22 protein-coding genes and 2 pseudogenes are annotated in these 22,665 nt (G+C 58.5%); 9 read left to right on the top strand and 15 right to left on the bottom strand.

The features are described 5' to 3' along the window. Nucleotides 1-162: 162 nt before the first annotated feature. From DJ81_RS08675 to DJ81_RS08650, 7 genes and pseudogenes are all read left to right on the top strand, one after another. Nucleotides 163-1,035 (top strand): annotated as a pseudogene (locus tag DJ81_RS08675) (Cdc6/Cdc18 family protein); the annotation flags it as partial. Nucleotides 1,036-1,164: 129 nt separating this feature from the next. After that, nucleotides 1,165-1,752, top strand: coding sequence for a nucleotidyltransferase domain-containing protein (locus tag DJ81_RS08670; RefSeq protein WP_094589301.1), 588 nt, complete (start codon nucleotides 1,165-1,167; stop codon nucleotides 1,750-1,752). Further along, nucleotides 1,745-1,903: a hypothetical protein gene (locus DJ81_RS19635; protein WP_249269108.1), complete on the top strand. Its 159-nt coding sequence runs from the start codon at nucleotides 1,745-1,747 to the stop codon at nucleotides 1,901-1,903. The genes DJ81_RS08670 and DJ81_RS19635 overlap by 8 nt, the downstream gene beginning before the upstream one ends. Before the next feature lie 15 nt (nucleotides 1,904-1,918). After that, nucleotides 1,919-2,233: a hypothetical protein gene (locus tag DJ81_RS19630; RefSeq protein WP_249269107.1), complete on the top strand. Its 315-nt coding sequence runs from the start codon at nucleotides 1,919-1,921 to the stop codon at nucleotides 2,231-2,233. A gap of 442 nt (nucleotides 2,234-2,675) precedes the next feature. Further along, nucleotides 2,676-3,377, top strand: coding sequence for an alpha/beta fold hydrolase (locus DJ81_RS08660; protein WP_170938279.1), 702 nt, complete (start codon nucleotides 2,676-2,678; stop codon nucleotides 3,375-3,377). Between the two features lie 603 nt (nucleotides 3,378-3,980). Continuing rightward, the gene (locus tag DJ81_RS08655; protein WP_094589294.1) at nucleotides 3,981-5,282 is read left to right on the top strand and encodes a site-specific recombinase; all 1,302 of its coding nucleotides are present in this window, start codon (nucleotides 3,981-3,983) and stop codon (nucleotides 5,280-5,282) included. A gap of 253 nt (nucleotides 5,283-5,535) precedes the next feature. After that, the gene (locus DJ81_RS08650; protein ID WP_094524355.1) at nucleotides 5,536-6,420 is read left to right on the top strand and encodes a ParA family protein; all 885 of its coding nucleotides are present in this window, start codon (nucleotides 5,536-5,538) and stop codon (nucleotides 6,418-6,420) included. 518 nt (nucleotides 6,421-6,938) lie between these two features. Here the strand turns inward: DJ81_RS08650 and DJ81_RS08640 are convergent. The 3 genes from DJ81_RS08640 to tnpA all read right to left on the bottom strand — a co-directional run bounded on the left by DJ81_RS08640 (nucleotide 6,939) and on the right by tnpA (nucleotide 8,988). Then, complete coding sequence (locus tag DJ81_RS08640) at nucleotides 6,939-7,220, bottom strand: helix-turn-helix transcriptional regulator (protein WP_094589292.1); 282 nt, start codon at nucleotides 7,218-7,220, stop codon at nucleotides 6,939-6,941. A 146-nt stretch (nucleotides 7,221-7,366) separates the two neighbouring features. Next, nucleotides 7,367-8,602 (bottom strand): RNA-guided endonuclease TnpB family protein, encoded by a 1,236-nt coding sequence (locus tag DJ81_RS08635; protein WP_094589289.1) that lies wholly within the window; start codon nucleotides 8,600-8,602, stop codon nucleotides 7,367-7,369. Beyond that, the gene (tnpA, locus tag DJ81_RS08630) at nucleotides 8,599-8,988 is read right to left on the bottom strand and encodes an IS200/IS605 family transposase (protein ID WP_094589287.1); all 390 of its coding nucleotides are present in this window, start codon (nucleotides 8,986-8,988) and stop codon (nucleotides 8,599-8,601) included. Before tnpA ends, DJ81_RS08635 begins: the two co-directional genes overlap by 4 nt. A gap of 144 nt (nucleotides 8,989-9,132) precedes the next feature. On the opposite strand from tnpA, the pseudogene DJ81_RS08625 reads away from it, so the two are divergent. Both DJ81_RS08625 and DJ81_RS08620 read left to right on the top strand, forming a co-directional pair. Further along, a pseudogene (locus DJ81_RS08625) lies at nucleotides 9,133-9,479 on the top strand (BlaI/MecI/CopY family transcriptional regulator); the annotation flags it as partial. Nucleotides 9,480-9,527: 48 nt separating this feature from the next. Continuing rightward, complete coding sequence (locus DJ81_RS08620) at nucleotides 9,528-10,148, top strand: bifunctional 2-polyprenyl-6-hydroxyphenol methylase/3-demethylubiquinol 3-O-methyltransferase UbiG (protein WP_094524352.1); 621 nt, start codon at nucleotides 9,528-9,530, stop codon at nucleotides 10,146-10,148. Between the two features lie 348 nt (nucleotides 10,149-10,496). On the opposite strand, the gene DJ81_RS08615 is transcribed toward DJ81_RS08620, so the two are convergent. The 12 genes from DJ81_RS08615 to DJ81_RS18770 form a co-directional block, all read right to left on the bottom strand. Then, entirely contained in the window at nucleotides 10,497-11,255 is a 759-nt protein-coding gene (locus DJ81_RS08615) for a creatininase family protein (RefSeq protein ID WP_094589286.1), read from the bottom strand. A gap of 589 nt (nucleotides 11,256-11,844) precedes the next feature. Next, a complete protein-coding gene (locus tag DJ81_RS08610) occupies nucleotides 11,845-12,261 on the bottom strand; it encodes a PIN domain-containing protein (RefSeq protein ID WP_094589285.1) in 417 nt (138 codons plus the stop codon). A gap of 9 nt (nucleotides 12,262-12,270) precedes the next feature. Next, nucleotides 12,271-12,501: a hypothetical protein gene (locus tag DJ81_RS08605; RefSeq protein ID WP_094589283.1), complete on the bottom strand. Its 231-nt coding sequence runs from the start codon at nucleotides 12,499-12,501 to the stop codon at nucleotides 12,271-12,273. Nucleotides 12,502-12,948: 447 nt separating this feature from the next. Then, nucleotides 12,949-13,236, bottom strand: coding sequence for an amphi-Trp domain-containing protein (locus tag DJ81_RS08600; protein WP_094589282.1), 288 nt, complete (start codon nucleotides 13,234-13,236; stop codon nucleotides 12,949-12,951). A gap of 655 nt (nucleotides 13,237-13,891) precedes the next feature. Beyond that, on the bottom strand, nucleotides 13,892-14,668 hold the full coding sequence (locus DJ81_RS08595; RefSeq protein ID WP_094589281.1) for a sugar phosphate isomerase/epimerase: 777 nt from the start codon (nucleotides 14,666-14,668) through the stop codon (nucleotides 13,892-13,894). A 19-nt stretch (nucleotides 14,669-14,687) separates the two neighbouring features. Beyond that, entirely contained in the window at nucleotides 14,688-15,359 is a 672-nt protein-coding gene (locus DJ81_RS08590) for an HAD family hydrolase (protein WP_094524349.1), read from the bottom strand. After that, entirely contained in the window at nucleotides 15,356-16,507 is a 1,152-nt protein-coding gene (locus DJ81_RS08585) for an ABC transporter ATP-binding protein (RefSeq protein WP_094589280.1), read from the bottom strand. Before DJ81_RS08585 ends, DJ81_RS08590 begins: the two co-directional genes overlap by 4 nt. Then, entirely contained in the window at nucleotides 16,504-17,262 is a 759-nt protein-coding gene (locus DJ81_RS08580) for a carbohydrate ABC transporter permease (RefSeq protein ID WP_394338276.1), read from the bottom strand. The genes DJ81_RS08585 and DJ81_RS08580 overlap by 4 nt, the downstream gene beginning before the upstream one ends. 128 nt (nucleotides 17,263-17,390) lie before the next feature. Next, nucleotides 17,391-18,278, bottom strand: coding sequence for a carbohydrate ABC transporter permease (locus DJ81_RS08575; RefSeq protein ID WP_094524346.1), 888 nt, complete (start codon nucleotides 18,276-18,278; stop codon nucleotides 17,391-17,393). A 1-nt stretch (nucleotide 18,279) separates the two neighbouring features. Then, nucleotides 18,280-19,494: an ABC transporter substrate-binding protein gene (locus tag DJ81_RS08570; RefSeq protein WP_249269106.1), complete on the bottom strand. Its 1,215-nt coding sequence runs from the start codon at nucleotides 19,492-19,494 to the stop codon at nucleotides 18,280-18,282. Nucleotides 19,495-19,974: 480 nt separating this feature from the next. Continuing rightward, a complete protein-coding gene (locus tag DJ81_RS08565; RefSeq protein ID WP_249269105.1) occupies nucleotides 19,975-21,060 on the bottom strand; it encodes a glycerophosphodiester phosphodiesterase in 1,086 nt (361 codons plus the stop codon). Between the two features lie 1,319 nt (nucleotides 21,061-22,379). Then, nucleotides 22,380-22,622, bottom strand: coding sequence for a hypothetical protein (locus tag DJ81_RS18770; RefSeq protein ID WP_141212554.1), 243 nt, complete (start codon nucleotides 22,620-22,622; stop codon nucleotides 22,380-22,382). Between the last annotated feature and the right edge of the window lie 43 nt (nucleotides 22,623-22,665).

Raw genomic sequence — 22,665 nt, 5'->3', positions numbered from 1 at the left:
GCTACCGATATTATCTCCCGTTGTCCGCTCACAGTGGATACTTCGTTTGTTTCACATTATATATTCTCTTCACGAACTCTTCTTCACAGAATTAATTCACTGTATGACCTAACTAATGTCTCTCAACAGTATCGTCGAGATGGTTGTTACACACGAACCAGTAAAACCTGTGTCTCGAAGTTCGTTACGGAACGGCTCCGCGAGGAAGTGCTCGACGTCGAGGCCACCTACGTCAACTGTTGGCGAAACTACAGCCGCTTCCGAACGCTGTACCAGATCCTCGACGACATCGGCGCGACGATAGACATCCATCGCCAGTCGACACCCCACGACAAGCTTATTGAGCGACTCCAACAGTACGACGGCCCTCGAACCGTCGTCATCCTCGACGAGGTCGACCAACTCGAAGACCCGAGCCTCATCTACGACCTCCACAGTATGGAGCAGTTCGCGGTAATCTGTATCGCGAACAAAGAAGAAGAGCTGTTCAGCCGCGTCGACGATCGCCTTGTGAGCCGGCTGCGCTCCAGCGAACACGTCCGGATGGACAAGTACCACAACGAGCAACTCTACGACATTCTGAGTGCTCGAACGAAGTGGGGCCTAGAAAACGGCGTCATCACCGACGAGCAGCTTTATCAGATCGCTGATGCCGCTGCTGGTGATGCCCGTCTCGCGATCGGGGTGCTTCGCAGCGCAGCCAGCACGGCTGACCGCGAAAATTACGAGGAGGTCACTAACGACATCCTCCTAGACGCTGCTGAAGATGCTCGGGCCCAAATCAAACAGAAGAGTCTCGACTCGCTCACGCCACACCAGCGGGTCGTCTACGATATTGTTCGCGACCACGGCCCGCTCGGACCCAGCGAGATCCACGACCGCTATACTGAGGCGGTCGACGATCCGCGGACGAAGCGCACCGTCCGGACCTACCTTTCGAAGATGGCCCAGTACAATCTGCTTGAGGCAGAAGGGACGAGTCGGGACCGGGAGTACTCGCTCGTCGACTCAGCGGCTGCGTCGCCGGTTTCGTAATTTGGCCAGTTCACCACCAGAGTTTTCATACTGTTTCCTAATAGGAATCATATGCCTAATAGGAAAGAGTCGATCTCAATAGAGCTACGCTATCCGTTTCCGGAGGATCGGGTATTCCGATACCAAGCAATGCAAGACGTTCTCAACGTTCTCATAGATCAGCCGTATGCGACGTACTCGATAAGCGAACTCGCAAGCCTCACAGGGGCAAATAAGGGAACGATCTCAAAGGCGGTGACATTGCTTTCCGAGCTCGATGTCATCGAGCTCGCACCAGACGGGCGGACTCAGCAGGTCCAGATCAACCGTGAACGGCTCACAAAACCAGATCCAATTCTCTCGATCCCACAGAGCGAGTTCCACCAACCAGTTCAGGCATTTCTACAACGACTTCAGGACGAGTTGGATGGATTAGTCGGGGTCGTCCTGTTCGGAAGCGTCGCTCGGGGAGAGGCAGATAGGGCCAGCGACATCGACCTATTGGTGATCGTCGACGAAGACCAAACGGCAGCTCGCCGGACTGTCCAGACGGTTGTTAGCGATCTCGAAGACCAACGGTTCGAAGGGAATCGGTACACGTTCCAGCCGCTTGTCGAATCGACGGACAGCGTCCAACGAATCGGTGATCAACTTCGCCCTCAGTTCGACGACGGGATCACGTTGGTCGGCTCCGACCAACTCTCCGAACTCCGAACCGAGGTGTATGCCGATGAATGACGATATCCGAGACCAATTGGGAGAAGCCGAGCGGACCTTCGAGGGCAGTCCCGGAACGATCGAGGAGGGATTGGATGTCGACGACGCGGAGTTGGTCCAACTTCGCCGTGCCTGTCGGCTGCTGGAGGTGGGATCAAATCTTCTCGACTAAGGGTACTACACGGTCGTGATCGAGTCGGCGTTCGTCGCCATCGAGCGCACTATCCAGTTCCGGTTGATTCACGATGGGGCAATGTCCGCGGCGGAGGTCATCAGTAGCCACCGCCGACTCTACCAACGCGGTGCCGAAATAGGCCTCTACGACGACGCGTTCGGAGAGGAACTTGCCGAGCTGTGGAACCGAAACCGAACGAAGACCTATTACAGACTCGGTATCGCAACGCAGGAACAGGCTGAGGCAATGTACCGGCTTGCCGACGATATCCATCGCCACCTCATCGATATGACACGGGTGTCACACGAGTGTATCTGTCGAGGCTGACCGGTAAGATGCGTTTCCTGGGTCACGGACAACAATCAGGACGAATGTCTTCGAGACCAAGAACCGTGTCGGCCGCAGCTTCGACGAACTGTTCCAGTTGGAGCTGCCGTGGTTTCTGTTGTGCCTGATGAAAATATTCTGAATAATCATATTCTAGAATATCATATCGACAGAGATAATCGACGGGCTCAGTACAATGAGGATAGCTAAATTAACCAACAATCTGCCGGGACATACCGGAATGTTGGTTAATTCGATAATCAAAGGCTTCGGCCATCCCGGAAAGCGTCTTGGAAACAGTCTCCTACTCCTCACGATCCGGTGATAGAGTTCAAATTGACGTCTGGTACAGTTCTTTTTGGAAGTCCGGAAGCGCCGCGCCGTCGCTTATTGAGAGGGTGACTAGTTATCGGGTATGGGAAATCACCGATCATCGAACCAAATGGCGGCCGACAAGCCGACACGGGGGGCTGACCGCAATCGGACCTTGGCCGATCAAGCCGACCCAGCCGCAGACGAGATGCTGCTGCCGTCACTCGACGACATCCTCGGAGACGAAACCGACAAACCGGCACTCGTCGTCGGCCAGTCGCTGGGTGGGTACCTCGCCGTCGAGTACGCTGCCAGGCGACCGGCCCGGGTCGCCGGGTTGGTGCTGTCGGGGGCCAGTGCGGACTACCGAGGCGTACTCGGCGTGACGACGTGGGTCGCCGGACTCCTCAACCGGATCCGGGCGGCGATCGGCCCGCTCGACCGTCGCTTCCGTGACGGCGTCAAAGCCGACCTCGAAGACGGGCCCCTCCCGCCAGATATCGTTGCGACCGTCGTCGATGGTGGAATCTCGCTGGCTGGCTACGGGCAGGGAGCGATGGCGCCGGCTGGCCTTGACTTCCTGACGAAGCTCCGAAGCTTCGACGACCCAGTACTCCTTCTCAATGGGGCAGAGGATCGCCTCAATCCCGACGCCGCCGAAACACTCGAACCGAAGCTCCCGGCGGCTGAGACCAGCGTGGTTCCGGACGCGGGACACACCTGTAGTATCGAGCGTCCCGACAAGTACACCGCGATCATCCGAGAGTTCGCTACCGAACGCGTCTGGGCAGGTGACGACGATGTGACCGACGAATCTGGGCCCAAAGCATAACACTCACTGCGGCGATGCTGTTGCTGATGATTGACTACACGACAGAGAGGGACGTTTTTGAGCGGGTTCCGTTCAGCATCTCACAGTGGCACCAACTCGTGAGACCCGATGTTCCGTCTTTCGCCGGATTGCTCGAAAATCGCAGGTTGAGTGGCCGGTGTACGATTCAACGCCGCTGTATGATCGAAATTCGCTAGCAGGACTAGAGTCGGACGTTCGTACTGTTTCGGAAGTGTGGTTCGGCCTCGTCGCCCATACCTCTATTGAACAGTTCGTCTGTAGGTTTCCATTGGCATACTTCCGGAACTTTCCCACCGCGGAAGATTCATATAGCGATATACAATTTACTAATGAAGCTATGCCGCTAAGAATGGCTCTCGTACCCGATACCACCGGATTAGCTCTCACAAAACCACATAGCGCCCGAAATCACTTACCCTGTCTTAGTTGAGTAAGACAGAGTAAGTTCTTAGTGACCCTCACCCGTGGCCCCAAACGAGGCAGATTCAGAATCATGGCCGACGCTTCCACTGACGGACGCTCCAGCCCGACCGCTGCTGGAGCGGCGTTCCGACGACACAACCCTCACACTCCGGAAGTCCAATGACGGGTCGCCGCTCCGTCGAGACTGCGATCGACGACACATTCACGAAATACCTCATGGACAAGGGGAAGGGTGACGCCGGCGAGCAGGGCGCGTACCGTGCCGACGCCGAGCGCGAGCTGCATCGATTCCGGCGCTGGTGTCTTGGTGAGACGGCTGACCCGGTAAACGCCTCCCCGCCCGAGTCGTGGGCTGGCGTTGTCGACAGCGACACCATCCGGTTCGCGGATCTCGACACCACAGTGTTCTCAGACTACGCGCGCTACCTCTCGACCGCCGGCTACGCCGCCGGGACCGTGCTTACTTACTACGCCCACGTCGCGTCTTGGTGCGGATGGGCACACGCACAGGGCTACATCCCGCGGCACTACGCCCGCGAGTCCGATGCCGAAGACCCGCTCCCCGAGAACGACGGACGCCGCCCAGGTGACCAGCAGGCGTGGGAGTCGGTCCATCGCGACCTGATTACGCAGTTCGTCGATCGTCGCGTCTCCGAGGCATTCGACGCGCTCGGCGCGATCGAGGTGCCCCACGCCGACCGGGGCGACCCGGAGAGCGAGGCGTGGCAGGCCAAACAGCGGGCTCGGTTCGAGGCATACCAGCGCTGTCGCGAGCAGGCACTCGTGTACGTCGTCGCCTACACCGGCCTCCGCGGCGCGGAGTTTCTCTCCGCGCCGAAAGAGGATCACGAGGGCCGCAACGGGGTTCGCTGGCGTGACGTTTCGTTTGCGGACAGCAGCGTCACGGTGTTCCGGAAGAGTCGCGAGTGGAAGGCGGCCTCACTCCCTCAGCCCGTCATCACGCCGTTGAAGCGATACTCCGAGGTGTTGGACGTACCCAAGTCGTGGCCGGTGTTCACGACGCTGCACCGGCCGTCGCTCGCCTCACACGTCATCGAGGGGCTCGCCGACGCCGGCCTCGACGACGACGCGATCGAGCGCGTCCGCAGCGGGACGCCCGACCTGATCGCCGCCGTCGAGTACGATCTCAACGAACCGAAGCCCCTCACGACGGATGGGGCACGGTCCATCATGAAACGACTCTGGACGCATGATGAGCTCGCTGAGCGCCGTGCGGATCTCGATCTTTCCTTCGATGGCGATTATCTCGAACTGCATGGTGGTCGACGGGGGGTCGGGGAAGTGCTTGTTCGACAGTTCGGATACGCCGCTGCTGCGCGATATCTCGACAACAGTGAGGAACAGGTCCGCGAGGCGTACCAGCACATCGAGGCCGCTGAACGCGCCGACATGGCGACCGACGCGTTCTCACAGACGGATCAGCGGGTAAACGATCGATAGCGGTATGCAGTGAGACTAAGACCAGAAATAAGTCAAGAACTGCTGTTCGTGGCCTTGATATTGTTCTGAGCCGTCTCACAAAGATATCTAAGACATAGAACTGAGAAAACAATCTAAGATAACTAAGGTTAGTGAGTTAGGTACATGTCTAAGACAAGTGTCTTAGATTTCTTAGTTGTCTAAGTAAGCTATCTTAGATAGTTGGATGAGTGTCTGACGTACATTCATTAGCTAAGAGCCGAATCATGGCTATATGCTCGCGTATACGGTATACAGTGAAGCGGGTGGGGTCGGTAAAACTTCACTCGCAGCGAATGCGGCAGTTGCTCACCAACGAGCGGGCCTCGACGTACTTGTGGTCCCTCTTGACCCACAAGATGGCGATTTAAGCCGCCTTCTTGGGGTTGACACCAATCGAGCAGACGCCAGTGCGGATAGCTTAGTCCGTCACATGGTTGGAAGTCCACGCGGTCCATTTGAGGATCTCATCGAAACAGCGGAAGGAATTGACATCATTCCAGAACATAACTCGCTGTCTGATCTCACCCAGCACCTCGATAGAGAACAAGAAAAGGCCGAAGACTTTGGTGACGCATACAACGTCCACGCACAGTTGCGACGGGTTCTCGGCGAAGCGGGCGTACCCGACAAATACGATATACTCATCTGCGATCCACCGGCAACCGAAGGATCGCATCTCTATAACGCGATTTACGCAACGCGGAATCTGCTGCTTCCGATTGAGCCATCGGCAAAGGGGAAAGCTGCCGTCGAAGGACTCGAAGAGCTCGCGACGAACTTTGCGGACCAGCTCAACATCGATGTCGGCGTGTTAGGTGCGGTGCCGATCGGATTCAAGGGCACACGCGATCAGGAAGAGATGCTCGAAACAATCCCGTATGAGGTCCCCGAAGTCATCGGAGACCGAACGTCGTTGATGGAGGGTTGTTGGCGTCAGCAGTGTTCCGCGTTCAACTACGTTCAGACTCACCGTAATCGTCGGCGTGACTACGAAGTAGAGACGCTTGCGCAGTTTGACCGTATTGGCCGATTCATCGAAGGCGAAGGGGGAATTGAGGCGCCGAATCCACCTGAGCCAGGAGCCCTTGATGAGGACGAACAAGAGGTGACCGCGTGATGGGGGGATTTAAAAGCGGAGCTGCTGACGACGACTGGGGGAGCACAGAGACAACCAACGAGGCTGACGCTACCTCAGAAGCTGATCCTACCGACAGAACGACAGAACCAACAGAAAGTGATACATCAGATACTGCGATACAAACTACGAGAGACAGTAAGCCTCGATCGTCTCGACAAGAGCTCCCCTGGGTACTTACCCGAAGCAGTATTACCGACGGCCGTGAGCAGACTGTCCAACTTCATCTCCAGCAATCGACGGTCAACACCCAGCGTGAGACGACACGAACGCTAGAGTCAGAGCTCGGAGAGTCAGTCAAAAAGGCCGATCTGCGTGAAGCTGCGCTACTTGTCGGACTTCAACACACAGATGAAATCGTTGCGACGCTCCGGGAATGGGGGTACGACTTGGAGTGAACTACCCTGCTACCCGCCGCCTTCGGCGCCTCTTTGAGAAAGAGTAAGCTCGACTCAATTCTGGAAAAGTAGCAGGCACAGGTTGTTCTCGATGGCGACGTTTCAGCCGTCGTAGTCGATATACTCGGCTTCCCATTCAGCTCGTGCCTCGATCTCTCTGGTGCCTCGACGAGTAGTCGTGTACTCGTTGGTTCGTCGATCGCGCTGACTCTTTTCCACGAGCCCTTTCTCAACAAGCGTGTCGAGATTCGGATAGAGACGGCCGTGGTGGATCTCTTTTTCGTAGTAGTCCTCGAGCTCGTCTTTGATCGCAAGCCCATGTGGATCATCCAGACCAGCGATTACGTACAATAAGTCCCGCTGAAAGCCCGTAAGATCATACATGCCCTGTATCACGCATTCAACTTTTGAAATACTATTGATTTTGGAAGTGCTGTTCTAATAACGATTTCTCAGCCTTGACCTCCTCCCGCGCCTAAAGACGCGGGAATCCCACCACGGGATTTCAGGCCGAGTGTAGCCCTCTGGTTTCAAGACGCATACGTCCCAAGCGTCTCCTGCTGGGTAGCATCGGCTTGGGTGTCTTGTGGGGCGGTCAAACGCCCCCAATCCTCAGCCGAGTCATTGCAATCCGTGTGTTCTCTTGAATGGCTCTCTCCACTGAGGTAGCGATCTGCGATATTTATCGCGCCGTTCACGTCCGCTTGGTACTCGCCCATCCAGCAAGCGTCGTTCGTACACTTGAACGTCGCCTGTCTGGGGCGGTATCCTACCTCACCGCACGCGTGGCACTCCTTCGACGTGTTACGTGGGTTCACCGTCTCGACGGTGATCCCCTTCTCGACGGCTTTGTAGCGTATCTGCGCGTGGAGTTTGGCGAACCCCCATCCGTGGAGACGCCGGTTCATGAAGTCGCCGTAGTCCATCGACTCCCGGATGTACGTCAGATCTTCCAGAACGAGAACGGGACTCTTGACGGACTCGGCATACTCCATGACTTCGCGGGTGACGCGGTGGAACACGTCGTCTATCTGGTTCCACAGGTCGTCACCGAACGACTCCACGATACGCTCGCTTCCGCGCGTCTGGAGTCGGCGCTTGGCGGTGAAGTAGGTCTTACGGAGCTGACGAACGGTCTTCCCTTCGTCGGCCCACAGTTCAGGTCCGGTCGGGGAACCGTGATCGTCGCGGTGACACACCGTGACGAGTGAGATTTCCCCGATGTCCACTCCGATGGGCGTCCGTTCTTCGGAGGATACCTTGGAACGTTCCTCGACGTCGCGGGTGGCGGTGACGTGGAGATACCACGTCCCGTCCCGCTCAAACAGCTGGCTCTCGCCCATCTCCGCGTCTCCTGCGTTCAACGCTTCCAGCCAGTCCCGTTGGTCGGGATTCGGTTGTGCTGGCATCCAAAGGTGGTAGTCCTCGTGGTGCGGAATTTTGACGCACCACTCGATAGCGTTCTCGGGCTTGTGGTCGATCCGTAGTCCCTCATTGGTGAAGCGGACAGGATGGTCGTCGTGGAGTTCGGCCGCGTTGTACGTCGTCGTGAGTTGTGGAACGTACTTTTTGAGCGCGTTCTTCGCGTACCCACTCAGATCGTAGGTGACGACCACATCGTTCGCTTCGGTCTGCGAGGTACATTCAGCGTCGAATGCATCTTGAAGGGCGTGCTGGTAGGCTTCTCGCGTTTCACGGAGTTTCCGCCGCTTGTGCGCGTTCGGCTCTACCAGTTTGAGTTCGAGCGTCTTCGTGAGTTCGGTCACGAGTCGCCCTCCGTGTGTTGTTGGATGTAGTTCTCGACAGTCTCACTCGAAACCTGCCCGGCGGTCCCTGCGTAGTATCCTCGTGCCCATCCGATTTTCTCGCCGTCGTGGTCGGCGTATCGGTGGTTGTACTTGCGCGAGGAGATGCCCTTGAACCAGTTAGCGAGCAGTGCCGGTTCGTTCTTGGGCGGACTACTGACGAACAGGTGAACGTGGTCGGGCTGTATGGTGAGGTCGAGGATTTCGACGCCTTTGTCGTCGGCGATCTCGTGGAGGATGTCTCGCACACGGTCAGCGACCTCGTTGACGAGTACCGATTGACGGTACTTCGGCACCCACACTATGTGGTAGTTGAGGTTATAGGTCGCATGCCGTGTAGTCTTCATCCGTGTAACACACTATAGTCAGACAAGGAATTAATACTGCCGATAGAACTGTGGGAAATCCGGCCGTGGCGTCATCGGTGGTGGTGTAGGCTATTGTCCGCTTGACCCCCGCCTAAAGACGGGGGTATGCGCTCGTGTCTGTATCACGAGGAAATCACCAACGACATCCTCCTCGATGCAGCCGAAGACGCTCGGGCACAAATTAAGCAGAAAGCCTCGATTCACTTACCCCATACCAGCGCGTCGTCTACAATATCGTTCGCGACCACGGCCCGCTCGGACCAAGCGAGATCCACGACCGCTATACTGAGGCGGTCGACGACCCGCCGACGAAGCACACCGTTCGGACCTACCTTTCGAAGATGGCCGAGTACAACCTCCTCGAAACAGAAGGCACGAGTCGTGACCGCGAGTACTCACTCGTCGATTCGGTAGCTGCGTCGCCGATCTCACAAATCGATAGTGAGGGTCGGAATACGCCCGTTCTGTAGTCAGGCGTTGTCCGACGGCGTTTTACACCGTTGCCCGTGTTGATACACGTGGATCTTCATTCCGTCCGAAACACGTGGACAGACCGGGCGGGCGAATACTCACCAGCGTACTACGCACATTACGGTCCGAATGAGACGAGCACGGTAATTCGCGATATTCTCAGCGGACACCTCCCTCGTGACGCAACGGTTCTCGAACTCGGGTGTGGGTCTGGCCGTCATCTCAAACACCTCGCCAACGGCGGCTTCGAAAACCTCTCTGGCGTCGACATCAACGCCGAGGCATTCGACACGATGCGGAAGACCTACCCCACACTCGCCGCCGACGGAACGTTTCACTGCGGGCCGATAGAAGACATCATCGGAGACTTCGACGACGGACAGTTCGATGCGGTGTATTCGGTCGAAACGCTCCAACACCTCCATCCCGATGTTGAGTGGGCCTTCGAGGACGTAGCTCGAGTGACGAATAACATCTTGGTCACAGCGGAGGTCGAGGCTCCAATACGTGATTCATCGTCGTCTGACCCAGATGTGAACTACGTCGACGAGGGCACTCCCCTGTACTACCGAGACTGGAATCACATCTTCACCTCGTTAGATCTCGTGGAGGTCGACGTCGTCCACGGCAATCGAGACACTACTCGGACCTTCCGCGTGTCGAACTGACTGCTGATTTCCGTAGAAGAGAGTATGTACCGTGATGATGGCCGAACTTAACCAACAACTTGCCGGACTATGCCAAATTGTTGGTTAACTAGAAGACGGGGTGACGGCGACCGCGGAAACCGTCTTGGAATCAGCCGACCAGTGACGAAAATCCGGTGGCAGAGTTCGGGTTGGCGTTTGTTGGATTATTTCGCTCTGTTGAAATCCTGAAGAACTGATAAGATCGGCGTGAGAGATACAGAGGATGTATTGCTCACGGGAACTGCGTTATCTTCTCCATCTAAATCCGGAACCAACCGATAGAACGTTCCTTCGCATCAATCGTTCCACTTCGGTTGTGGTGTGTGTCTACACAGAACGGCGTTCATTCTCGATGTGATCGACGTAGGTATCAACCACGTTCTGAATGATGGTTTCGCCGGCCTCAGCGGTTGCTTCAGCCGGATCGCCAAGCACACCGTTTTGGGTGATGGATTTGAACCCTTCGCTCAGAAGGTGAGCGGTAGAGATCTCCCCTTCAGGGCCGGACTCGATGTTCTCAACCCGTACGAGATCCTCATTCACCGCCAACACCACTGCCGTCTCGGCTGCACCGGCATGAATCACATCTTGATCGTATTCGATCCCCGCCTCGCTGAGGCCATCATTCAGTAACTGCATATGCTCATCGAGGTCAGCCAAGGGAATCACAGTGGCTTCGATTTCCCGAGCAACATCGGGTGCGACGGTCTTGACCGGGCCGAAATTCCCGCCGTGCGTCGGGACTAAGACGATATGTTCGAAGCCGTGGTCATCGAGCGACCGGCAGTATGCCCGGATCACATCCATCAGTGTCTCGGGGGGGATAGTGATCGTGCCCGGGAACTCCATGTGATGTCCCGAGCAGCCAGGTCGGATCGTCGGTGCAGCAAGAGCATCCCCCAATTTCTCCGCTATCCGCCGCGAGAGTTCGTCACCGTCCAGTGTGTCCATATTCAACGGGAGGTGGGGGCCGTGCTGTTCGATCGAGCCGACGGAGACTATCGCCGTCCGTGTTCCGTTTTCGAGCGCCGATTCGACTTCTGGCCATACCATCTCCTCAAGAAGTATTGACCTGCGAGAAGGCATGCTGTTGGTGATGTTCCCGCATAGCTTAAAGTCCTGTCGCAGAGAATGAGAGGGACTCGGATCGTTCCGGGCGTAGTCGGGAGCTGCGCCCCCTGTACTGACTGATCCCTGCGTCACCTGTACTGACCGCGACTGGGTCAGAATATATCACTTGCCGAGGATTTCAACAGAGCCGGATGGTCCTATTTGGAGCTACCGTTAGTGGAGTTTGCCGCCATATCTCGGGCCATGTCTACCCACTCGTGCTCTGGGAACGGAGCGGGCTCCACGGTGTACGTGTAGCGATACGGACGCTCGTCTGGGTCCTGTGTGAGATCGTACCCGTAGATGATGCCGTCCTCGGCACCGAGTTGAAACGTTCCGTTGATCGGTGGTGGCGTTCGGGAGTTCGGACGTGTCCCGGTCACTCGATACGTAATAACCGGGACACCGTGATGAGTCGTCGTATTGATCGCTTCCCACGTGTACGAATCGAGTAATTCGACTGTCCGATCAGTACATGAATTTCTTATACTGAGCGAATTCGGATACTAGGTCGTCTTAGCCGGCCGTCTCCACGTAAGTTGAGGAAACCGAGAGACCACTCTGGCTAGAGCGCATCAAACGAGTCGATCACATCGCTTGTGGAATAGATCTCAACGAGACTCTGTTCGTCGAAGTCGGAATCGTCACTCCAGATAGCCGCATCGTTGACGACTGCACACGCGAGGTAGAGCACATCGTCGAGGTCGGTGTCACCGATTGCGTCGTCCTCGCTCTCGATAGCCGGATAGAACTCGCTGGCGGGAACAACGTCGATGTATTGAAACAGAAGGTCGATGAACTGTGCCACTCGGGCTGGTTTCATCCCCGATTTCTCAACGATTAGACCCTCGTAGTTCTCGATTTTATCGTAAACGAACGCGGGTGTTAGCAGGTCGGGTTCGAGTGTGACGATGAGTTCTCGCGTTTTCGAATCAGCAATGAGGGCAGAGATGACGAAGTTCGCATCGATGACCAGTTTCATTCGTCGGGCCTAGGCCGATTCCTCGTCAACGCGCTTCCGTCCGCTCTCGTTGATCTTAGCAGCGATTTTTTGGACATCGCGCTCGCTGAGTTCGCTTTCGCTAGTGAGTTCATCCATCACTTCCAGCGTCTCGATTTTCTCTTGGATTGCCTGTCGCGTGACCTCACTCCAGTTGATTTCGGGATGCTTCTCCATTCGCTCTTTGAGGTCGTCGTCCACGTTGACGGTGATACTGGGCATACAGGAATCTATGGATACACAGAGCACTGTATTTTCGGTGTATTTCACACCCCTGAATTCAGCCGCCTCACGCCTCAAAGGTCAATTCGTTCGACAGTCGAACCGGAGCCTGCAGCGCCCATAGATCTGGTGTGCGATAATCACCAGATAGCATGGCGATTAACTGTCGAACAGGCCTGGTTTTGCTTTCGTTCGATGGGCGAACGAGGGAGTGGTTATGACCGAGATTCGTGTACAGCCAAACTCGCTACTATCGAGAAAATCAATCGGCGATTGACACACATCCCTTACGGAGAATCAAGGAGAAAGCCTCGCGCTTCAGCGCGGGGAGGATGTCAACGCTGTCAGAAGACGAATGCTGAATACAGAGGGTGAAGTCAGCACAGATGCTACATTTGTTCCCGAGAAGTTCGCTTGAATCACCCGCTCAGCGTGCGTGCGGAGTGACTACTCGATTTCTAACTGACCACTTCCGCCACCCTCCTCACCGTCGTTCTCATCCCATTCGAGTTCGAACTCGATACTTCGTTCAGTCATGTTGCCAGCCGGGCCTTCGCGTTCAGCTTTGACTTCGAAGGTCGGTCGGGCAGGGGGATTCAGCGTTACAGACTCGGAGCCTGCTTTCAGGTTGATAGCATCTCCGCTGTCGAGAGTATCCGCGACTTTCCGAAGGTACGATGCAATCTCTTCTCGACTCTGGTCGCTCTCTGATTTGAACAGAACTTCTTCGGGCATACAAGAGAGAGTATACAGCCTGCACCAATAAATGCGCCCGCCCAACCGACCAATATGATTGAATCGGCAGATATTCTGTGCGAGATACGCGCCCTATGCAGCACGCCTCCAAGAACATATCACCAATTGAGGATTTCAACAGAGCCCTTAGATTCTGAAAACACGGAAGCGCCACGCCGCGGCATATCTAGATTGATGACGTCGAGTCGAGGACCGAAAAGCACCCAACCTCGGACCGATTGGCAGTGGATCAGCCGCCACGGGGGCTGCTCGCAATCGGTTCCTCGCTGGCCACGCTGATCCACCCATAGAGGAGATACTGCGACCATCACTCGACAACGGCATCACGCTGCTCGACATGGACGGGATCGCGTCGTCCCGATTCCGCAGTCGTTCGTGTTCGACCACCTCCTTCATGACGGCGGGGCTCCCTTCTGGGTCGACACGAACGGACACGCGACGGCGACACCCGCACAGATCGCAGCCGGTCGACGATTGCTCAACCGACCCACGTCACCTGAGTACGTCCGGTATCGTGTGTGGGATACCCGTCCTGTGTGGCCGGCGACTGTCGAGTTACGCACCTCGCGGCGAGGGACTCCGACTCACAACGAATTGCAGCGGTTGACGGTCCCCGGCTCCGCGACGCCGGGGATCAGAGGTATCGGTCCAACTGCGAGCGCGACTCACCGAGGTAGTCGAGTGACTGTGTCCCGACTTCGAGCGAGAGTGTCCCCTGCCAGTCAGACGGGAACGCGTCGAAGATGGGTTCGAAGTCGAGGTTTCCGGCGCCGAACGGGAGATGTTCGTCTGCTGGACGGCGCGTGTCATTCAAATGGACGTGCGAGATTCGGTCTGCATGATCAGCGACGAACGCGGCCGTCTCCGTCGCGTCGTATCCGGTCACCCGGGCGTGACCGGTGTCGAGCGTCATCGACGCGTTCGTGGCAGCGAGCAGTTCGTCTATGTGTTCGATGGTATACGGGCTACCGAAGATGTTCTCAGCACAAATTTCGACGTCCCGCGAGGCGCCGTACGCGGTCAGTTCGGCGACCGATCCGTCGATGTACTCTCGGAGTTCCTCCTGGTCCCACGCGACTGTCCACGCGGAGGACTCCGGATGAAGGACGGCCTTTTCCGCCCCTAGTTCGGCCGCGATATCTATACAGGTCTGTTGCGTCTCGATAGCTCCGGTACGGACTGGCTCGTACGGTGACCCGATGTCAGTCGGGAACGGGAGGTGAACCAGCAGGTCAAGTCCGTGATCGTCGAGTATCTGTCTGATAGCCGTCGCCTGTGGCGTGAGACGCTCGTGGTTATGCTGTCCGTCCATGAGCACTTCGACGTAGTCGAACTCGCGCTCGCCGGCGAATCGCAACTGCGTTTCGAGATCCGATGCTACTGACGTGACGAAACCAATTCGTGGGTTCATAAGTGAGGTATGGGTGTGATTACCGTGGTTGGAGGTCGGGGATGGCTGCGAGGGTTTCGAGCTGGTAGGTCGGTTGGATGTCGAGACGGTAGTCGCGCCGGTGCGGACGGTTTATAAACGCCGAGTCGACGCCGGCGGCGCGTGCCGCCGCGATATCGACGCGGCTGTCACCGACATAAAGCGCCGAGTCGACATCCAGCGCGTCGAGCGCGGTCTCAAGATACGACGGGTCCGGTTTTCGACGCTCGAGCCCTCGAAGCGTCGGTTTTCGTCCGTAGTACGCCTCGAACATCGTCTCAAGGCCGTACTCCGCGACGATGTACTCCACCGTCGCGTGCTGGTTGTTGCTCACGATCGCTGTCGGTACCGCGAGATCGGCAAGCGTCCCGACATCGTCATAGAGCGGTTTCTCACCGTCTCGGATCGCCTCCAACTGCAGAGCAGTGCGTTCCGCCTCGTGACGACGCCAGAACTCGTCCGCATCGAGTTCGTACCGGTCGGTGAGCGTTCGCACCGTCTCCACTGAGAGCTCATCGACGAGCGAGCGAAGATCGCTCGGAGCGGGGTCGATATCGAACCCCGCGAACGCCCTCCGAGACGCTTCCGTCAGGACCGATTCGTCTGTCGGGTAGGTGAGCACACCGTCGTTGTCGAAGACGACGGCGTCGTACTGCGTTTCGACGCCATTCATGTTCTGCTCCGTGGCGCGTCGCGGGCGGTCTGGTCGGTCGCCTCTGAGGCGACGTCGTCGGCGGAGTGGTAGAACGCGGCTCCGGTCTCGACATCGAACAGGTGCAGCCGCTGGGGATCGGCGGTCAGCGACAGCACGTCACCCACATTGACCGCCGACCGTGGCGGGAGGCTCACTTCCATTTCGGTGGCACCGACAACGCCCCGCGTAAGCAGCGAGTCGCCCAGCGGTTCGGTGACGGTGACCTCCATATTCAGCGGCCCGCGCTTCTCTTGTGAGAGGTCTTCAGGGCGAACCCCGAGGACGACGCTCTCGCCTGCGCGCGACGTGACGGCTTCGGGAACCGGACGCGGGAGCGGAACGGTGTTTTGCTCCCACGTCACGTGGACGGCGTCGCCGCGTCGCTTGATCGTGCCCTCGACGGTGTTCATGCCCGGGCTACCGATGAACTCGGCCACGAACCGGGTCGCGGGCGCGTCGTACAACAGCTGCGGTGGCGCGACTTGCTGTATCTCGCCGTCGTTCATGACCGCGACCCGGTCGCCGAGCGTCATCGCTTCGACCTGGTCATGTGTGACGTACAACGTTGTCGTCTGAAGCTGGGCGTGTAACTCGGCGAGCTCGGCGCGCATCTGCACGCGGAGCTTCGCGTCGAGGTTACTGAGCGGCTCGTCCATCAGGAACACCTCCGGGTCGCGAACCAGCGCGCGGCCGATGGCGACGCGCTGCTGCTCGCCCCCGGAGAGCGCAGAGGGCGTCCGGTCGAGGAGGTCCTCGATATCGAGTATCTCGGCCGCCTCTGCGACCCTGTCGTTGACCTCGTCGTCGGTGAACTGAGTGGCAGTCGTGAGGCCGAACGTCATGTTCTCCCTCGCGGTCATGTGCGGGTACAGCGCGTAGCTTTGGAACACCATCGCGACGTCGCGCTCTCCCGGTGACGTCGTTGTCACGTCCTCGTCGGCGATTGCGACGGCGCCCTCCGTGGGAGATTCGAGCCCGGCGAGTAACCGCAGGGTTGTCGACTTCCCACAGCCCGACGGGCCGACCAAAACGAGGAACTCGCCCTCGCGAACGTTGAGGTCGACGCCGTCGACCGCGGTGACGTCGTCGAAGCGTTTCACCAAGTCTGTCGTCGTGATTCCGGTCATTCTGAGAGTCCGAAGGTTTCCAGCAGCGGGCCGCGGAAGACGATGAGCGCCAGCAGCGGCGGCAGCAACGTCAACACGGCGCCCGCCATGATGAGCCCCCAGTCGGTCTGGCCAGCGTTCCCGACTGACTGAAGGTATTTCATGCCGACCTGTACGACCTGTTTGTTTTGATCGGAGATGACGATCAGCGGCCACAGGTACTGGTTCCACGCGTAGATGAACGTGATCACGCTGAGACCGCTTATCATGCCCCGCGACATCGGGATCAACACGTCCCAGAGGAAGCGCAGGGGACCGACCCCGTCGACCTTGGCCGACTCGACCAGTGAGTCGGGGATCGACATGAAATGCTGCCGGAGGAGGAACACGGCTGTCGCGCTCGCGACGTACGGTCCGGTGAGAGCTAACAGCGTATTCGTCCATCCCAGTGCGGCCATCATCTCGTACAGCGGGACGATGCGCACCGGAACCGGGAACATCAGCGTAAATAGAATCAGAAAGAAGATTGCGTTCTTGAATCGGAAGTCGTAGAAGACGAGCGCGACCGCGGCGAGGAGACTCACTGCGATTTTCGCGACGGTGACCACGATCGACATCACCAGCGAATTGAACATGTACGAGGCCATGCCGTAGGTCGTGAACACCTCGACGTAGTTGGCGAGTCCGTCGCTTCCGATCCCGACGTTGGTAATATCGTACACCTCCGGAACGGTCTGTGTGCTCATGACGAACGCCAACAGGAGCGGCGAGGCCATCAGTAGGATCGACCCGATGAGTCCGAGGTGGACGCGCCACTGCGCCGGGACCAACCGGGTGTCGGAGATTATTGACAGCGGTTCGTCCTCTCGGGTGCCGACTGCGGTGTCTTCGGTGTCTAGTGACATCAGTAGTGTGCGTAGCGGTCGGACACGCGCAGCTGGACGAACGTGAGCCCGGCGACGAGCACGAACAGGATCACGGACTGCGCGGAGGCGAGTCCGAGGTTGTTAAATTGGAACGCGTCACGGTACAGCTGATAGATCATCAGGTTGGTGGCATTCGTCGGTCCGCCCTGCGTCATCAGGTCGATGAGCGCGAAGCTCCCGAAGAACGCGTAGATCGTGTTGATCACGACGAGGAACACTAATGTGGGAGACATGAGCGGAATGTACACGCGGACGAGCCGTCGCCACGTCTCGATCCCGTCGAGTTCGCACGCTTCGTTGAGCGATTCGGGCACGTTGTTCAGGGCGGCGAGCATGAAGATCACGTTGTACCCGATCTGTTTCCAGATCGCCGCGATGGCCACGACAGCGAACCCTTGCCAGCCGACGGTGAACCAGTCGACCTCGACGCCGAACCACGCCTCGATGTAGTGCGTGTAAATGCCGACGCTCGGATGAGCGAGGAACAACAGGACTGTCCCGGCGACCGCCGTCGGCAGCGCGTACGGCCAAATCGCCGCGATCAGGTATGCCGCTTTGCCGTCGCTGACCTCGTACAACAGGAACGCGACAGCGAGTCCGACGGCGAGCGATCCGACGACGACTATCGCTGCGAACGCGATTGTCAACCCGACGCTCGTGAGGTACACTTGGGAACTCAGGAGTTCGGTGAAGTTCGCCAGGCCGACGAACCGTGTGTTCTGCCCGAACAGGAAGGTCTGGAAGAAGCTGAACCTGAGCGTCTGTAACGACGGGTAATACAGGAACGCGACGATCGCGACGAGCGTCGGTAGCAGGAGGAGGTACGCCCCTAACGTGCTGTCGAAGGTGTTCTCGTGAACGCCCATGTCAGTTCCCTTTGCTCTGGATGTAGCTTTCTAGGGCGTCGTCGGCCTCCGATTTCATGCTAGCGAGCTTTTCATCGACGGTCACGTCGGAGTTAATCATACTGACGTATCCGTCTTGGATGATAGTTCGAACCTCCGACGCCGGCCCGGCCTGCCACCCCTGCGTCGCTACTGTCTGTTCCGTTTCCTGAAGCTGGTCGAACGCGGTCTGGAAGTTGGGGTTCTCATCGAACCAGCCGTCCTCATCGAGGTATTCGACCGCACTGTCACTGATCGGGAAATACCCAGTGTTCTGGTGCCAGAAAGCCTGCTGTTCCGCTTCAGCCAACCACAGCAGGAAGTCGGTGAGCCCCTGCTTCTTCTCGTCGGACAGGCCGCGGGTCATCCAAAGGGACGCGCCGCCGATGACGACGCCGGTCCGTGTTTCACCGGCCGTCGGGTAGTACCCCGTTCCGAGTTCGAAGTCGTTCTCTTCGGCTCCCGCGGTCGCCGAGGCGACGCCGGCCGTCGACGATATCCACATGGCCGTCTGTCCGTTGAGGAACGCCTGCTGTGCGGCGCCCCAGTTGCCGACGCCGGCGTGGTTGTACAGGCCGTCTGCGTGCATGTCGGCCCACCACGTGAAGATCCGGTCGGCCGTGTCGGTGTCCAAGTTGGCCTCCGTGGGGTCTGTCGTGCGGCCGTTGTCCTTGTTCACGAGCGGGACGTTCGCCTCTGCGAACCACTGTTCGGGGAACCACGAGACGTTAGCGAAGGTAATCCCTTGCTCCGCGATCCCCTGATCGACGATCGTCTCGCTCGCCTCCCTGACCTCCGCTAACGTCTCGGGCGGCGACTCCGGGTCGAGCCCGGCCGCTTCGAACATATCCTTGTTGTAGTAGAAGATCGGGTTCGACGAGTTGAACGGCATCGAGTACACCGTGTCGTCGAACGAGTAGTAATCGATAACCGGATCTTGGAAGTCTGACCAGTCGATCCGGTCGCTCGGAAGCGCCTCCTCCATCGGTTCGAACGCCCCGCTGTCGATCGCGAGTCGGCTTCCGAGGTCCACGATCTGTGCCAGCTCCGGCGCTTCGCCCGCCCCGATCGCGGACGTAACTGCGTTGAGCGTCTCGTCGTAACTCCCCTTGTAGCTGGTTTCAACGGTCACGCCGTCGGACTGTTCGTTGAAGTCGGCCGCGAGCGCGTCAACCGTTTCACCGAGGTTTCCCCCCATCGCGTGCCACCAGTTGATCGTCGTCTCCCCGCTGCCTCCCGAGTCTGCGCTGTTGGTCGAACTCGACGAGTCGCTCGACCCTCCAGCGTCTTCGGAGCCGTCGGATGTCGCCCCGAGGCACCCAGCCGACACGAAGCCGACCGCGGCTGCTCCGGTCGTTCGTAGAAATCGACGCCGCCTCTCGCTTGCATTGTTGGCGTTGGCCACACGAGCAACTCCGTGATAGCAATAATAAGCTCTTATAATAGATGACATGAACGGTAGGAATCGCCCAGTAGACATCCATTCGGTCCGCGAAAATCCGCACCAGTACGGAGCGATACGACTGCACTGAAACGTATTGTGTGGTATATACTTTGGTGAGTCGCGCAGTTCAATCTCAGAGGAATTCGGGTTCTCGGTCGCGCGTAACGCGTAGCGCTATCCAGTACGGAGACTGACGGCGGACGACCGCTGACAGGGGTAGCTGCCGTGCAACCGTCAGGGCCGTCCGCCCGAGCCCGATGCGTCAGTTGCCCGCGGAAGCAGACTCGAGTAGTCGGCGGCGATACCGTCAACGCCGGCGGCGGCGAGCCGATCGGCCTGATACCACGTCTCGACCGTCCACACGTTCACGTCGCGCCCGTCCGCGTGAGCCTCCGCGACGAGGTCGACACCGGCGGTGAGTGCGGTGTCGTGGAACGGCGTCCCAGCGATGAGCTTCATCGGCGCGTGAACCGCCGCGGCGTCGTGTTCCCGAGCGATGGCGAGCCCGTCGCCGACCGACTCCCATAGAATGGGTGCCACCGCGTACGACGACGCGTTACGCATCGCCGCCAACGCTCCTTCGTAGAACGACGAGCAGAGGAACTCGTTGTCGTGCTCGTCGAGCACCTCAACGACGCGATCGACGAACGGCTGCCAGGCGGCCGCTCGGTCCGCGAGCGCCGAGTCGGAGAGTTTCTCGGCGAACCGCAGGTCATATTTTCCCGGATTCTTCAACTCGACATTCACGCCTACGTCCGGGGGGACGACATCGAGGAGCGTCGATAGTCGCGGGACCGTGTCCCCGCTACCGAGTACCTCCGCACTGGTGACGGTCGCAGTCTCGGTCTCCCAGACGACACCTGTCGCGTCCGTGAGCCCACGGCTACCGCCGTCTCGTCCGGACAGATTGGCGTCGTGAAACACAACTACATCGTTGTCGGCCGTCGGAACGACATCGATTTCGATGATGTCGGCTCGCCGGCTCGTCGTCCCACCGCCGTCAGCCGGGACGCTCTCGCTCGCGGCTACCCGCGCCGCGGTGACGGTGTTCTCCGGATTTTCGCCCGCAAATCCGCGGTGGGCGATGAGCGTGAGCTCGCTCGGTGACCGAGCGTCAACCGGCCCAGATCCGTCGTCGCGTCTCTGTACGGCGGTATCATCGCCCGCCGCGTCGCCGCCTCCAGAGTCGATCCCGCCGTCAGTATACACGGCGCCCAGCGTGCCCGTCGTGGTGACACCGACGGTGCTTCTCAGCAGTCGCCGGCGCCGCATCGTCCGCTCCCCCGCCTTCGCGGAGCGCCCACAGGTATTTCGGGCCATGTAATTGTGTCTCGGGGATCAAATAAATCGGCTGGTATGTGGTATCCGGAGGTGTCTATATCTATGGATACCCATCGGTCCGTCCATAGTGGTTCCCCCTTATTTAGCTCAATGTCGCATCCGCTCTCTGAACTACAGAATGTGGGCAGATGGGTGGGATCCGACTACACCAGCCTGTTGGTGAGTCATAGCACGGTTTCGGCCCCACTTACGTTCATGTGAAGCCTTTATCGGCAATCTCAATAAACATCGGATAACCCTCTCGTAAAGCGCCGGAATCCGGATGCGAGGGTCTTGATGCCTTCTGACCGTTTTGAACGAGAGTATACTGAAGTACGTTGCTCACACAGGTGCGATAGGACAGAGATGAATCGACCGAGGCTACCGGTTTCGACAGTATCAAAATGGATCTGGTCGAGACAGCCTCCGTCTCTGAGTCGGGGGAAATGACGATCCCAGACCGGGTCCGTAATAAACTCGGAGCTAACCCTCCAGGACTCGTCGCATTCTACGAGTCGGACACTGGAGAGGTATTCATCAAACGAGTTCCATCTGCGTCGGAGATGGCGGGCTTTGCTGCGCGAAACGCGGAGGCAACGACGGACGCCCCTGCGACTGAATTACTCCGTGAGAAGCGCGATTCGGATCAGTGCGGTCCGGAATAGATCCGTTTATCGCTGTCTCGTTCTCCTGTTGGAACCCCTCTCCGACGTGGGGATTATTGCTCGGGAGTTGCGTAGAAATGACTCCACACTCCACTCTCGCGACTCACACACTCGGGGGTCACGCTCACATCGCTGGCGACGATCCACGCTGGCGACGACGACGGACGGTGCGGTTCGAGCGCGACTCGGTCGCGGTAGCTGAGGCGGCACTCCGCGATCGCTGGTTGCGGTCCACGCGGCGAGCGTGCGGTGCGGTCACTCCGCGATCGACGGTCGTCTCTCGCGGTCAACGCGGTGAGCTCGGTCGCGCTCTGGTGCGCTGCTGTTCGCGTGTCGATCTCGGGCGTCGTTCGTCGTTGGAAGTCGCTGTGAGCGGCGCACCCCCACGTAAGGCTTGTTACTGTAGCTGTCTACGTGTAAGCAAGGGCGGCGTCGAGGCGTGTTCGACGGCGACGCGCGTTGTTGGCTCCACGGTCGCGACGCGTCGATCTGTAGTTCGGGCTACGTCGCGTTCCTCATCCTCGGGAGTCCGAGCTCGCGTTCACTTCGCGTTCATCATCTGCGTCGTCGACGGCGACGGTCCACGTCTTCATCTGGGGTTCGAGCACACGCGTTGCGTTGCGGTCTTCTCCACGATCGACGTCAGTCGATCGGTCACTTCGCGTCATCTCTCGCGACGGTCCACGTCTCGTTTCTCTCTGGTTTCTGATACTCGGTGCGAGCTCGTCTTTTCTCGTCGACGGCGACGATCGTGTCGTTGTGATGGGCGCGGTCTGCGCTCGATCTCCTGTCGGGCTTCGCGTCGTTTCCTCCACGGTCCACGGTCGTCGCGACGTGGTGGATCTCACTCTCGCGTTGGGCGAGGGACCCCCTTGATCTTCTTTCCTCATCGGTCATGGGGGGGTGTCGCCTCTATTAGTGCGGTCGATGGGGGGGTGGG

Source organism: Halorubrum sp. Hd13 (genome assembly GCF_002252755.1).
GTDB lineage: Archaea > Halobacteriota > Halobacteria > Halobacteriales > Haloferacaceae > Halorubrum.
The sequence above is the reverse complement of the archived record's forward strand: the minus strand, read 5'-3'. Positions and strand labels throughout refer to the sequence as shown.

Excerpts from the sequence above, each read along its gene's own strand:
- DJ81_RS08670 (WP_094589301.1), top strand. The coding sequence starts at position 1,165 with ATGCAAGACGTTCTCAACGTTCTCATAGATCAGCCGTATGCGACGTAC.
- DJ81_RS19635 (WP_249269108.1), top strand. The coding sequence starts at position 1,745 with ATGAATGACGATATCCGAGACCAATTGGGAGAAGCCGAGCGGACCTTC.
- DJ81_RS08660 (WP_170938279.1), top strand. The coding sequence starts at position 2,676 with ATGGCGGCCGACAAGCCGACACGGGGGGCTGACCGCAATCGGACCTTG.
- DJ81_RS08655 (WP_094589294.1), top strand. The coding sequence starts at position 3,981 with ATGACGGGTCGCCGCTCCGTCGAGACTGCGATCGACGACACATTCACG.
- DJ81_RS08650 (WP_094524355.1), top strand. The coding sequence starts at position 5,536 with ATGCTCGCGTATACGGTATACAGTGAAGCGGGTGGGGTCGGTAAAACT.
- DJ81_RS08640 (WP_094589292.1), bottom strand. The coding sequence starts at position 7,220 with ATGTATGATCTTACGGGCTTTCAGCGGGACTTATTGTACGTAATCGCT.
- tnpA (WP_094589287.1), bottom strand. The coding sequence starts at position 8,988 with ATGAAGACTACACGGCATGCGACCTATAACCTCAACTACCACATAGTG.
- DJ81_RS08615 (WP_094589286.1), bottom strand. The coding sequence starts at position 11,255 with ATGCCTTCTCGCAGGTCAATACTTCTTGAGGAGATGGTATGGCCAGAA.
- DJ81_RS08610 (WP_094589285.1), bottom strand. The coding sequence starts at position 12,261 with ATGAAACTGGTCATCGATGCGAACTTCGTCATCTCTGCCCTCATTGCT.
- DJ81_RS08605 (WP_094589283.1), bottom strand. The coding sequence starts at position 12,501 with ATGCCCAGTATCACCGTCAACGTGGACGACGACCTCAAAGAGCGAATG.
- DJ81_RS08600 (WP_094589282.1), bottom strand. The coding sequence starts at position 13,236 with ATGCCCGAAGAAGTTCTGTTCAAATCAGAGAGCGACCAGAGTCGAGAA.
- DJ81_RS08595 (WP_094589281.1), bottom strand. The coding sequence starts at position 14,668 with ATGAACCCACGAATTGGTTTCGTCACGTCAGTAGCATCGGATCTCGAA.
- DJ81_RS08590 (WP_094524349.1), bottom strand. The coding sequence starts at position 15,359 with ATGAATGGCGTCGAAACGCAGTACGACGCCGTCGTCTTCGACAACGAC.
- DJ81_RS08585 (WP_094589280.1), bottom strand. The coding sequence starts at position 16,507 with ATGACCGGAATCACGACGACAGACTTGGTGAAACGCTTCGACGACGTC.
- DJ81_RS08580 (WP_394338276.1), bottom strand. The coding sequence starts at position 17,262 with ATGGCCTCGCCGCTCCTGTTGGCGTTCGTCATGAGCACACAGACCGTT.
- DJ81_RS08575 (WP_094524346.1), bottom strand. The coding sequence starts at position 18,278 with ATGGGCGTTCACGAGAACACCTTCGACAGCACGTTAGGGGCGTACCTC.
- DJ81_RS08570 (WP_249269106.1), bottom strand. The coding sequence starts at position 19,494 with ATGGGGGGAAACCTCGGTGAAACGGTTGACGCGCTCGCGGCCGACTTC.
- DJ81_RS08565 (WP_249269105.1), bottom strand. The coding sequence starts at position 21,060 with ATGGCCCGAAATACCTGTGGGCGCTCCGCGAAGGCGGGGGAGCGGACG.
- DJ81_RS18770 (WP_141212554.1), bottom strand. The coding sequence starts at position 22,622 with ATGACCGATGAGGAAAGAAGATCAAGGGGGTCCCTCGCCCAACGCGAG.